Origin of the sequence: Paraburkholderia caballeronis (genome assembly GCF_900104845.1) — a bacterium.
In the GTDB taxonomy this organism is placed as follows: Bacteria; Pseudomonadota; Gammaproteobacteria; order Burkholderiales; family Burkholderiaceae; genus Paraburkholderia; species Paraburkholderia caballeronis.
In genome coordinates this window covers 920,405-933,264 of sequence record NZ_FNSR01000002.1, presented here as the reverse complement: position 1 = coordinate 933,264, position 12,860 = coordinate 920,405, and the positions used below count along the sequence as shown (strand labels likewise).

General features: G+C 68.8%; 7 protein-coding genes. 6 read left to right on the top strand and 1 reads right to left on the bottom strand.

The features are described from left to right. Nucleotides 1-55 precede the first annotated feature (55 nt). Entirely contained in the window at nt 56-1,483 is a 1,428-nt protein-coding gene (locus BLV92_RS20685) for a DUF1254 domain-containing protein (protein WP_090548301.1), read from the top strand. A gap of 394 nt (nt 1,484-1,877) precedes the next feature. Further along, nucleotides 1,878-5,897: a DUF748 domain-containing protein gene (locus BLV92_RS20680; RefSeq protein ID WP_090548299.1), complete on the top strand. Its 4,020-nt coding sequence runs from the start codon at nt 1,878-1,880 to the stop codon at nt 5,895-5,897. Between the two features lie 54 nt (nt 5,898-5,951). Here the strand turns inward: BLV92_RS20680 and pdxR are convergent, their stop codons facing one another. Beyond that, entirely contained in the window at nt 5,952-7,493 is a 1,542-nt protein-coding gene (gene pdxR, locus BLV92_RS20675) for a MocR-like pyridoxine biosynthesis transcription factor PdxR (protein WP_090548298.1), read from the bottom strand. Nucleotides 7,494-7,643: 150 nt separating this feature from the next. On the opposite strand from pdxR, the gene BLV92_RS20670 reads away from it, so the two are divergent. The 4 genes from BLV92_RS20670 (at nt 7,644) to BLV92_RS20655 (ending at nt 12,121) form a co-directional block, all read left to right on the top strand. After that, the gene (locus BLV92_RS20670; RefSeq protein ID WP_090548296.1) at nt 7,644-8,735 is read left to right on the top strand and encodes an ABC transporter ATP-binding protein; all 1,092 of its coding nucleotides are present in this window, start codon (nt 7,644-7,646) and stop codon (nt 8,733-8,735) included. A 52-nt stretch (nt 8,736-8,787) separates the two neighbouring features. Beyond that, nucleotides 8,788-9,831, top strand: a complete 1,044-nt coding sequence (locus BLV92_RS20665; RefSeq protein ID WP_090548295.1) for an ABC transporter substrate-binding protein — start codon at nt 8,788-8,790, stop codon at nt 9,829-9,831. A 141-nt stretch (nt 9,832-9,972) separates the two neighbouring features. Beyond that, nucleotides 9,973-11,250, top strand: coding sequence for an ABC transporter permease (locus tag BLV92_RS20660; RefSeq protein WP_090551262.1), 1,278 nt, complete (start codon nt 9,973-9,975; stop codon nt 11,248-11,250). 22 nt (nt 11,251-11,272) lie between these two features. Next, the gene (locus BLV92_RS20655; protein WP_090548293.1) at nt 11,273-12,121 is read left to right on the top strand and encodes an ABC transporter permease; all 849 of its coding nucleotides are present in this window, start codon (nt 11,273-11,275) and stop codon (nt 12,119-12,121) included. Nucleotides 12,122-12,860 lie beyond the last annotated feature (739 nt).

The following is a 12,860-nucleotide window of genomic DNA, read 5'->3' as shown; positions in this document are numbered from 1 at the left end:
GTGTCGGCGCCGGTCGACGTCATTCCATGAATTGCCAGCTTCGCATAATCAACGAATGATAAAAACTCGTCGAGCGTTTCGCCCGTTCTACCTCGCCTGCGTTGCGCTCGCAGGCGTCGCGTTCATCGCCGGGTGCGCATCCGCGCCGGGCGTCGTACCGAAAAGCACGGGCTGGGTGAAGGACGAAGTATCCGATTCCTACGTGTTCGGCTATCCGCTGGTGCTGATGGACGTCGCGCGCGAAGCCGCGACCGGCTCCGGGCCGGGACAGGCCGAGGTCAACACGCTGCGCCACGCGCAGGCGCTGCCGCCGGTCGGCTCGGCGAGTCCGCCCGCGCCGAATCTCGACACGCTCAGTTCGAGCGGCTGGCTCGATCTCGGCAGCGAGCCGGTGCTCGTCGCGCTGCCCGACTCGCGCGGCCGCTACATGGACGTGCGCGCGCTCGACATGTGGACCAACGTGGTTTGGTCGAGCGGCGCGCAGCCCGGCGCGCGAGCGAATGGCATCAAGGCGCAAACGATTGCGTTCGTGCCGGCCGGCTGGAAGGGCGACCTGCCGGCGCGCGCGCAGCGCGTCGAGGTGCCGAGCCGCTACGTGTGGCTGCTGGTGCGGATCCAGACGCACGGCGGCGACCTCGCGGCGATCCGCAAGCTGCAACGGGGCATCCGTGTCGCGCCGCTGTCACAGTACGCGGCCAGCGGCGCGCGCGGCGGCGGACGCGGCGACCCGGCGGCGTCCGGCGCGACCGCGAGCGGCGATCCGGTCGCGCCCGGCTCGCCGCGCGAGAAGGTCGCGGCGCTCGACGCGGGCGGCTTCTTCGACCGTCTCGCGCAGGCGCTGGAGGACAACCCGCCGGTGCCCGACGACCCGCACGCGCTGAAGATCCTCGGCGACCTCGGCGTGCATCCGGGCGATCCGGTCGCGCTGCCGTCCGGCGCGAGCGACGCGCTCGCGGCGGGTCTCGCGGACGGCCGCGAGCGGGTCGCGACGCCGCCGTCGAACCTGCTCGCGGGCAACGGCTGGCTGTGGGTCGGCGACAACGCGGGCAACTACGGTCCCGACTACGCGCTGCGCGCGTACACCGCGTATGCGCAGCCGGGCCTCGGCACGCGCGACGACGAGGTGCGCGCGCGCGTGAGCGTCGACAGCGACGGCCATCCGCTGAACGGCGCGAACCGCTACGTGATCCACTTCACGCCGAAGCAGCTGCCGCCGGTGCGCGGTTTCTGGTCGATCACCGCGTACACGACGAGCGGCGCGCTCGACGAAGACATGCCGGTGCGCATCGCGTTCGGCGACCGCAACGGCGCGCGCCGCAATCGTGACGGCTCGCTCGACGTGCATGTGTCGGCGGAGCGGCAGAAGGCGGGCAACTGGGTGCCGACGCCGCACGGCGACTTCCAGCTCGTGCTGCGGATGTACGCGCCGAAGCGCGAGGCGACCGACGGCAGCTGGCAGCCGCCGGCCGTCGAGCGGCAGTGATGCGCGGCGGCGATCGGGGGGCGATCGGGCGGTAATCGCGGAGCGAGCGTTGCCGCTCCCGCGCGGGCGGCCGCGAAACCGGGCGTCGTAGCGGCTATGTAAGCTCGACGTAACCGGTCCGGCGCGGCGCGCGGCGACGGTTGCCCGCCACCCCCGCATCGCTGTCAGACCGCGATGTAGCGCGGGTGCGAAGCCTGTCATCCGTCACCCGCCGCATCGCGTCTTCCAGGCCCTTTTCGTCGCCCGAATCCGCCGTCGCGATGTCATGCGGACGACGGCTTTTCAGGCGTTCGTCACGGCATCCCGCCTATACTTCCGGCTGTCGGGCTCTCCCCAGCCAGTCCCTGTCCCATCCCTCGCGGCGTGCGTTTGGCCGCGTCACCGGCAAGTGAGCATGGCAAGCATCAACAAGGCAACGCTGACTTCTTCGCTGCAATCCGTGCGCGCCGTCGCGCGCGCGCCCCGCACCCGCCGCATCGTCATCGGCGTCGCTATCTTCGTCGTCGTATTCGGGCTGCTCGGCTTCTTCGCCGCGCCGCCGCTGATCCGCAGCATCGCCGCGCAGCAGCTCGGCAAACAGCTCGACCGCCCGGTCACGATCGGCCGCATCGCGCTCAACCCGTACACGCTGAATCTCGAAGCCGACCGCGTGCATATCGGCGAGCGCGGCGGCAACGGCAATTTCTTCGACGTCGAGCGCCTCGTCGTGCGCGCGTCGTGGGCGTCGCTCTTTCGCGCGGCGCCGATCGTCAACGAGGTGCGGCTCGATTCGCCGCGCCTCGCGATCGTGCGGCTCGACGCGCAGCGTTTCAACTTCACCGACCTGATCGAGAAATTCGCGTCGACGCCGTCGCAGCCCGGCAGCAAGTCCACGCCGTTTTCGGTGTCGAACATCCGCATCGAGAACGGCCGCATCGACTTCGACGACCGCCTGCTGAACGAGAAGCACGTGATCGACCGCTGGTCGGTCGGCATTCCGTTCATCGCGACGCTGCCGTCGAAGACCGACATCTTCGTCGAGCCGCTGCTGCGCGCGCGGATCGACGGCAACACGACGCTCGCGATCGACGGGCGCACGAAGCCGTTCGCCGCGTCGCGCGAATCGGAGGTCACGCTGCGGATCGACGCGCTCGACGTGCCGCGCCTCCTCACCTATGCGCCGACGAAACTGCCGGTCGCGGTGCACGCGGGCAAGCTGTCCACCGACCTGAAGCTCGCGTTCGTGATGTCCGGCGAGAAGCCGTCGCTGCGCGTGTCCGGTACTGCCGACCTGAACGGCGTCGATACCGCCGACGCGCGCACCGGTTCGCCGTTCTTCGCGGCGCGCGGGCTGCACGTCGCCGCGTCGTCGCTCGAACCGTTCGGCGGCGCGTACCGGTTCGACGAGATCCGGCTCGACGGGCCGGACGTGCATCTCGCGCGCGACAAGGCCGGCGTGCTGAGCGTGCAGCAGATGTTCGCGCAGCCGGCGGGCGCGCCCGCTTCCGCGCCAGCGGCGGGCGGCGCGCAGCAGGCCGCCGCGTTGCCTGCGTCGGGGGCGACGGCCGCTGTGCCGCCGTCCGCATCGGGCCGCGCCGCTGCGCCGGCCGTGCAATCGCCGGCGGCGGGCAGCACCGCCACGGCCACCGCTGCCGCCGCTACGCAGCCGCCCGCGTCCGCTACGACCGCCGCCGCCGCGCCGCCGCCCGCATCGGGCAGCACGTCCACGGCCGCCGGGTCGGCAATGCCCGACGTATCGATCCGCCGCTTCACGCTGACCGACGGCACCGTGCGGCTGCGCGACGAGTCGACCGCGCAGCCGGTCGATCTGGTGTATTCGAACGTCGCCGCGACGCTCACGAACTTCTCGACGGTCGCGAAGCCGGTCGCGCAATACACGTTCTCGACCGCCGTGCCGGACGGCGGCTCGATCGCCGCGTCGGGTTCGTTCGGCTTCGCCGCGAAAACCGCCGACGCGAAGATCACCGTCCAGGCGCTGTCGCTGCCGCGTCTGCAACCGTATCTGGACGGCGTGAGCGCCGCGCAGATCGTCGACGGCAAGCTCGGCGCGGACACGACGCTGAATGCGAACTGGGGCGTGTCGCCGGTCGCGTTGCAGGTCGGCCAGAGCACGCTGAACCTGCAATCGCTGAAGGTGACGACGCGCGGCGCGAAAGCGCCGTCGATCGCGCTCGCGCAGGGCCAGTTGCAGGTGACGAAAGTCGACGTTGCCGCGCGCGACGCGCAGATCGCGGCCGTCGACGCGACCGGGCTCGACGTGAACGTCGAGCGCCGCAAGGACGGCAGCATCGACCTCGCGCAACTGGCCGGCAGTCCGCACGAGGCCGCGCCGCCGCGCGCCGCCGCGCGCGCGCAGAAGAAGCCGGCCGAAGCAGCGGCGCCGGCCTGGCACTACCGGATCGACGAACTGAACCTGAAGGACAGCGCCGTCAACTTCACCGACAGCACGACGCCGCGTCCGGTGAAGGTCAGCGTGTCGCCGCTGCAACTGAAGGTGCAGAAGATCAGCGACGACCTCGGCCGCCCGCTGCCGGTCGAACTGAAGGCGACGCTGAACCGCAAGGGCACGTTGTCGATCGATGGCGACGTGAACCCGACGCCGCTGAAAACGACGCTGAAGATCGACGCGAACCGGCTCGACGCGGCCGCGTTCGAGCCGTATTTCGGCAGCCAGCTGAACGCGGTGATCGCGAGCGCGCTGCTGAACGCGAAGGGGCAACTGGCGGTTACGCAGGGCAAGGCGCTGACGGCGAGTTATCGCGGCGACGCGGCGCTCGTCGACGTGCGGATGCTCGACAAGGCGACGTCCGATCCGTTCGCCGGCTGGCGCTCGCTCGAACTGTCGAACCTGAAGGCGAATTACGACGAACAGAAGGGCGCCGACGTGGATGCGCGGCGCGTGACGTTCGCGGGCTTCTACGGGCGCGTGCTGCTCGATCCGCAGGGGCGGCTGAACCTGACCGACGTCGTCGCGAAGCCGGGCGACGGCGGCACGCAGTCGCTGACGCGCGACAAGAGCGGCAAGGAGCCGATTCCGCTGACGCCGCAAAAGACGGCGGGGGCGGCCGGCGCAGCTTCCGCGACGGTGGCCGGCGCGTCCACGCCCGCCGCGGTCGCGGTTACTGCCGACGCCGCCTCCGGGTCGCCGGCCGCCGCATCGGCGGCGCTGCCCGCATCCGGCGCGAACGCCGTCGCGGCCGCGCAGCCGTCGTCGCCAAGTGCGCCGGTGCGGCTGCATTTCGGGCAACTGGTGTTGCAGAACGGCAGCGTGAATTACACGGACAACTTCATCAAGCCGAACTACACCGCCGACCTCGTGCAGATCCATGGCACGGTCGGCGCGTTCGGCACGCAGTCCACGACGCCCGCGCCGGTGGACGTGTCCGCGAAACTCGCCGCGAACGGGCCGATCACGATCAAGGGCAGCGTGAATCCGCTGATCGCGAAGCCGTCGCTCGACGTGACCGCGGCCGCGCACGACATCGAACTGACGAACCTGACGCCGTACGCGACGAAGTACGCGGGTTATCCGATCACGAAGGGCAAGCTGAACGTCGATCTGCACTACCAGTTGGCGAACGATCAACTGACCGCGAACAACCACCTGTTCATCGACCAGCTCACGTTCGGCGACCACGTCGACAACGACACCGCGACGAAGCTGCCGGTGCGGCTCGCGATCTCGCTGCTGAAGAACCGCAACGGCGAGATCGACGTGAACATTCCGGTGTCCGGCTCGCTGTCGAACCCGGAGTTCAGCATCGGCGGGCTGATCTGGCATGCGGTGCTGAACCTGATCGCGAAGGCGGTGACCGCGCCGTTCTCGCTGCTCGCGAACGCGTTCGGCGGCAACGGTCAGGAACTCGGTTATGTCGAATTCCCGGCCGGAACCGCGACGCTGAGCGACGCGGACGACAAGAAGCTCGACACGATCGCGAAGGCGCTCGCGGACAAGCCGTCGGTGAAGATCGACCTGATCGGCCGCGTCGATCCGGCCGTCGATACGCCCGCGCTGCGCGAGCAGTACGTCGATCGCCTCGTGCGCCAGCAGAAGGTGAAGGACACCGTCGGCAACGGCGAGAGCGTCGATCCGATGTCGATCAAGGTGGACGACAAGGAATACGAGAAATACCTGTCCCGTGCCTATAAGGCGGCGGACTTCAGGAAGCCGCGCAACATGATCGGCCTGACGAAGTCGCTGCCCGTCGACGACATGAAGCAGGCGATCGCGGAACATGCGCCGGTCGACGACGCGGCGCTGCGCGGCCTCGCGCAGCAGCGCGCGCAGGCGGTTCAGCAGTACTTCGAAGGGAAGGTCGATGCGAGCCGCGTGTTCGTCGTCGCGCCGAAGCTCGACGCGAAGGGCATCGACGACAAAGGCGCGACGACGCGCGTGGACTTCGGGCTCAAGTAACGCGGGCGCGGCCGTCCCGACTCGCGCCGCGAATACTGCGCCGGCTGCTTCGGCTCAGGCGGTGCGCCGGCTGCGCGCGCCGCGTGCCGCGCGGCCGAACGCATGCTCTTCGATCACCTTCGCGAGCGTTGCGAACGCCGGGCCGATCTGCTCGTTCGGCACGCAGGCGTAGCCGGTCAGCAGGCCCTTGCGCGTGGGCTGGCCGCTGTAATACGACGCGAGCGGCCGCACGATCACGCCGGCTTCATACGACGCGGCCGTCACCGCGCGGTCGTCGCAGCCTTCCGGCAAGCCGAGCACGAAATGCAGGCCCGCTTCGTCGCCCATCACCGGCAGCGCGTCGCCGAAGTGCTGCGTGACCGCGTCGATCAGCAACTGCCGCCGCTCGCCGTACAGCGCGCGCATCCGGCGCACGTGCGACGTCAGATGGCCGTCCATGATGAACTCCGCGAGCACCGCCTGCTGCATCAACTGGCCTTCGCGATACAGCTCCGCGACGCCGGTGCGGAACGCATCGACCATATGTTCCGGCACGACCATGTAGCCGATCCGCAGCCCCGGAAACAGCGTCTTGCCGAGACTGCCGACATAGATCACCTGGCCCGCGTCGTCGAGCCCCTGTAACGACGCGAGCGGCCGGCTGCCGTAGCGGAACTCGCTGTCGTAGTCGTCCTCGATGATCCATACCTTGTGCTGCCGCGCGTATTCGAGCAGCGTGCGGCGGCGCGCGAGGCTCATCACCATGCCGAGCGGATACTGATGCGACGGCGTGACGAGCGCGAGCCGCGGCGGGTTGCGCAGGTCGCGCTCGCCGGGGTTCAGCCCCTCCGCATCGACCGGCACCGGCGCGAGCTTCAGCCCCGACGATTGCAGCACGCTGCGCACGCCCCAGTAGCACGGTTCCTCGACCCACGCGCGGTCGCCGACGTCGGTGAGCAACCGCACGGTCAGGTCGATCGACTGATGGATGCCGGTCGTGATGACGATCTGGTCCGGCGTGCAGCGCACCGAGCGCGCGACGCGCAGATAGTCGGACAGCGCGCGCCGCAGCGGACGATAACCGCCGCCCGGCGCGTAGGTGAGCAGATCATGGTTTGCAGACTTCCATAACCGCGCTTGCAGGCGGCTCCACGTGCGCGCCGGAAACTCCGCGACGTCCGGCACGCCGGGCATGAACGCGCCCCATTGTTTCGCGGACACGCCCGCCTCGTCGATCAGCCGCTGCCCGCGCACCGACATCCCGCCGCGCGGGAACGTGCTGACCGGCGCGTCGGCCGCGGCCTTCGGATCGCACGCGGCCGGACGCGGCGCGAGCGCCTCGGCGTCCGGGCGCGTGTCCGCGACGTAGGTGCCGCTGCCGGTCGTCGAGATCACGTAACCCTCGGCGCTCAACTGGTCGTACACGTGCAGCACCGTGTTGCGCGCGATGCCGAGGTCGGTCGCGAGCGTGCGCGAACTCGGCAGCTTCGTGCCGGCCGCGAGCTGGCCGGTCAGGACCGCCTGCTGCATCAGGCTCAGAAGCTGGCGATAGACCGGCTCGCCGGACGTCCTGTCGAGCCGCGCGAGGATCCAGTCGAAGAGCAGCACCGTGTCCAAGTGGTTCTATCCTGAATAATGAAATGGTTCCCTATTGTAGAGCCGTGACCGGCTATAGTGATCCGCACGATTCGACCGGGCCCTGTCGCAACGCAGCACGGCGTCCGTCGGAACAGCCATGTTCAGCATCGACAGAAGGAGACAGCGGCGATGGACAAGACAGACGTGATCGTCAGCTTCCGCGGGGTGCGCAAGACCTATGACGGCGAAACCCTCGTCGTCCGCCACCTCGATCTTGATATTTATCAAGGTGAGTTTCTGACCCTGCTCGGCCCGTCGGGCTCGGGCAAGACCACCTGCCTGATGATGCTCGCCGGCTTCGAGTTTCCGACCGGCGGCGAGATCCGTCTCGACGGCCAGTTGCTGAACAACGTGCCGCCGCACAAGCGCAACATCGGCATGGTGTTCCAGAACTACGCGCTGTTCCCGCACCTGACCGTCGAGCAGAACGTCGCGTATCCGCTCGGCGTGCGCAAGGTGCCGGCCGCCGAACGCGCGCAGCGCGTGAACGACGCGCTGAAGATGGTCCGCATGGAAGGTTTCGCGAAACGCTATCCGGCGCAACTGTCGGGCGGCCAGCAGCAGCGGATCGCGCTCGCGCGCGCACTCGTGTTCCAGCCGAAGCTGGTGCTGATGGACGAGCCGCTCGGCGCGCTCGACAAGCAGTTGCGCGAACACATGCAGTACGAACTGAAGTCGCTGCACGAGAAGCTCGGCGTCACGTTCGTGTACGTGACGCACGACCAGGGCGAGGCGCTGACGATGTCGGACCGCGTCGCGGTGTTCGACAAGGGCATCGTCCAGCAGATCGACACGGTGGACCGGCTGTACGAGACGCCGTGCAACGAGTTCGTCGCGAACTTCATCGGCGACAGCAACCGGCTGCGCGGCACGATCACGTCGACTGACGGCGAGTTCTGCGAAGTGAGCCTCGCGGACGGCACGCGGCTCGTCGGCCGCAACGTCGGCGGCGCGCAGCAGGGCGCCGCCGCGATCGCGTGCATCCGCCCCGAGCGGATGCGGCTCGCGGCGGGCGCCGCGCGCGGCGGCTCCAACACGCTCGCGGGCGAAGCGCGCGGGCTCATCTATTTCGGCGACCACGTGCGGATGCGCTGCGGGCTGCCGCAACAGGACGAGTGCTTCGTGAAGGTGCCGCTCGGCACCGACGCGCTCGACACGTTCGCGCCCGGCCAGCCGGTCGCGCTCGAATTCGCGCCCGAGCATCTGCGCGTCTTTGCCTGACGGGCTGGACCAGCCCGCATCATCACAACCATCAACGAGAAGGGAACACACCATGATCAAGATCGGCAACCTGCGCGCGGCGACCCTCGCGGCCTCGCTCGCCTTCGCGTTCGGCGCGGCGCACGCGGCGGAACTGACTGTCGTGAACTTCGGCGGTGCGAACGGCGACGCGCAGAAGGCGGCGTTCAACGAGCCGTTCCAGACGCAGACCGGCAACAAGGTGACCGCCGTCGAATACAACGGCGAGCAGGCGAAAGTGAAGGCGATGGTCGAGGCGAAGCACGTGAACTGGGACGTGGTCGAGGTCGAGACCGGCGACATCGCGCGCGGCTGCGACGAAGGGCTGTACGAGAAGCTCGACTGGTCGAAGCTCGGCAACAAGGCGGACATCATCAAGGCCGCGCAGCAGCCGTGCGGCGCGGGCATCTTCGTGTGGTCCACGGCGCTCGCGTACAACGGCGACCGCCTGAAGACCGCGCCGGCCGGCTGGGCCGACTTCTGGGACGTGAAGAAATTCCCGGGCAAGCGCGGGATGCGCAAGGGCGCGCAATACAACCTGGAATTCGCGCTGATGGCCGACGGCGTCGCGCCGCAGGACGTGTACAAGGTGCTCGCGACGAAGGCGGGCCAGGACCGCGCGTTCAAGAAGCTCGACGAGCTGAAGCCGAACATCCAGTGGTGGGAGGCGGGCGCGCAGCCGCCGCAGTTCCTCGTCGCCGGCGACGTCGTGATGTCGACCGCGTACAACGGCCGGATCGACGCCGCGCAGCGCGAAGGGAAGAACCTGAAGGTCGTGTGGAACGGCAGCATCTACGATCTCGACTACTGGGCGATTCCGAAGGGCACGCCGAACAAGGCGCTCGCCGAGCAGTACATCGCGTACACGCTGTCGCCGAAGCCGCAGCAGGACTACGCGAAGCACATCGCGTACGGCCCGGTGAACATGAGCGCGGTGAAGTCGCTCGACACGACGACGCTGTCGAACCTGCCGAACTCGCCGGCCAACGGCAAGAACGCGGTGCAGCAGAACCTGACGTTCTGGACCGATCACGGCGACGAACTGGAGCAGCGGTTCGCGTCGTGGGCCGCGAAGTAACGCAGCCGCTTTCGCGGCGGCGCGCGCGCCCTGGGTGAGGGAGCAGCGTGCCGCTCGCGATCACGGTCGCCCGCGCGCGGCGATGCAGGTTCGAACGCGCACGGGCGGCTGCCGTATCGCAGGAGACAGGGTTTGACGACGATGACAACCGTGACGATGGGCGCCGACCCGAGCCGCGACTCGACGGCTCAACTGAAGCGCGAGCTGCGCGCCGCGCAGGCGAGAAAACGCGCGATGGCGCTGCTGCTGATCGCGCCGCTTGCGATCTTTCTGCTGCTGATCTTCGTCGTGCCGATCGCCGCGCTGCTGACGCGCGCGGTGCAGAACCCGGAGGTCGCGACCGCGCTGCCGCAGACGGTCGCCGCGCTGCGGACCTGGGACCGCAAAAGCGCGCCGCCGGACGCCGCGTTCGCCGCGCTCGCGACCGATCTGCTCGCGGTGCAGGAAGGCGACGCGATGGGCGCGCTCGCGCGGCGGCTGAACGTCGAGATTCCGGGTTTCCGTTCGCTGGTCGCGAAAACGGCGCGCGCGATGCCGCTCGCGGACGACGACGGCCATCCGCTGAAGCTGACGCCCGGCCAGACCCGCGCGAAGCTGGTCGAACTGGACGACCGCTGGAACGACGTCGCGTACTGGCAGGCGATCGCGAAGAACAGCGGCCGTTATTCGGCGTTTTATCTGCTCGCGTCGCTCGATCACCGGCAGGACGCGTTCGGCAACATCACGGCCTCGGACCCGGAGCAGCAGATCTACCTGTCGGTGTTCGCGCGCACGTTCGTGATCGGCGCGGTCGTCACCGGCCTGGCGCTGCTGCTCGGCTTTCCGCTCGCGTACTGGATCTCGACGCTGTCCGCGCGCCGCGCCAACCTCGTGATGATCCTCGTGCTGATTCCGTTCTGGACGTCGATCCTCGTGCGCGTCGCCGCGTGGATCGTGATCCTGCAGACCGAAGGGCTCGTGAACCGCGCGCTGCTCGGCAGCGGGCTGATCTCGTCGCCGCTCGCGCTGCTGTTCAACCGCACCGGCGTCTACATCTCGATGACGCACATCCTGCTGCCGTTCATGGTGCTGCCGCTCTACAGCGTGATGAAGTCGATCCCGCCGACCTACCAGCGCGCGGCGGTGTCGCTCGGCAGCCATCCGTTCGCCGCGTTCTGGCGCGTGTACGTGCCGCAGACGTATCCGGGCATCGGCGCGGGCGTGCTGCTGGTGTTCATCCTCGCGATCGGCTACTACATCACGCCGGCGCTGCTCGGCGGCCCCGGCGACCAGATGGTCAGCTACTACGTCGCCTACTTCACGAACGTGTCGATCAACTGGGGGATGGCGTGCGCGCTCGGCGCGCTGCTGCTCGCGGCGACGCTCGTGCTGTACGTCGTGTACGGGCGCCTCACGCGCACGCAACTGAGCCTCGGCTGAACGCCACACGGAAGACCACGCGATGAAACTCGCCAAGCCTCGCCTGCCCCTTTTCGCGCCGCACACGTCCGCCGTCGAGCGCGTGTGGTACTTCACGCTGCGCGGCCTCGCGGTGCTGACGCTGCTGTACCTGATCCTGCCGGTGCTCGCGATCGTGCCGCTGTCGTTCTCGTCGAGCACGTTCCTTGTGTATCCGATTCCGGGCTGGTCGCTGCGCTGGTATCAGAACCTCGTGATGTCCGACGAATGGCGGAACGCCGCGAAGAACAGCTTCATCGTCGGGCCGGCCGCGACCGTCGTCGCGACGGTGCTCGGCACGCTCGCGGCGGTCGGGCTCACGAAAGCCGAGTTCCGCGGCAAGGCGCTGCTGATGGCGGTGCTGATTTCGCCGATGATCGTGCCGGTCGTGGTGGTCGGCGTCGGCATGTATCTGTTCTTCGCGCCGCTCGGGCTCGCGAACACGTATATCGGGCTGATTCTCGCGCACGCGTCGCTCGGCGTGCCGTTCGTCGTGACGACCGTCGCGGCGACCTTGCAGGGCTTCAATCACAACCTCGTGCGCGCGAGCCTGTCGCTCGGCGCGAACCCGCTGTCGACGTTCTTCCGGATCACGCTGCCGGTGATCGCGCCGGGCGTGATCTCGGGCGCGCTGTTCGCGTTCGCGACGTCGTTCGACGAAGTGGTCGTCACGCTGTTCCTCGCGGGCGCGGACCAGACGACGCTGCCGCGCCAGATGTTCACCGGCATCCGCGAGAACATCAGCCCGACGATCGCCGCGCTCGCGACGATCCTGATCGTGTTCTCGACCGGCCTGCTGCTTGCGCTCGAATGGCTGCGCGGGCGCAATGCGGCGCGCGCGGTGAGGGCGTGAGCCGGCGGCGCTGGTTTCGTGCCCGGCCGCCGCGGCGGCCCGCGTTGTCGGCGCGGCCCCCCGCGCCGCGGTGTGCGCCGCACCGGCCGCGCGGGGTGCGGCGACGGTCGTATCCGTGAAGTGATGGAGCGACGGGACGGTGCGCATCGGCGTTAGGGTGCGCACGGTTTCGTGTGAGCGTTCCATCGCTGCTGCGGCCAGCCGGATTGTTTCCTCATCCGTAGTCGACTCGTCGATCGTTTCGCGATCGCGTTGACGCATGTGTCCGGTAATCGGTCATGCTGCGTTCGAAAACCCTCCTTTCGTGTCCGCTTCCGGTCCAGGCGCGGCACGCCTCATGAAGATCCCCTGCGCAACCCTCTGAGCGTCCCGCGACGCGCTTGCCGACGCGGGCTGCCCACACCGGGCGGGTCCGCTTCGTCGGCTTCGCAGCGGCAACGTCGAAAGGCAGTTGAGTCCGCAAACACTGCTGATTCGCGGACTTACTTAATTCGGTTGCGTGTCGCGCGTCATCGTCTGCATCGTCACGAAAAACGGTAGCGCGTTGCTGCAAGCGGCTGTGCGCCTGCGACATGCGATTCGGCGCGCACTGTCGCAGCGGCTCCAGGCACCCTCATTGCACTGACGGGGCCGCGTGCCCGGCTTCCGGTCGCGCGGCGTGTCGCATGTGAAGCATTGACGCAACAGGGAGGCGTCGATGCTGCGACGGGTCTAACTACTCTGCGCTGCGCCGATCCAG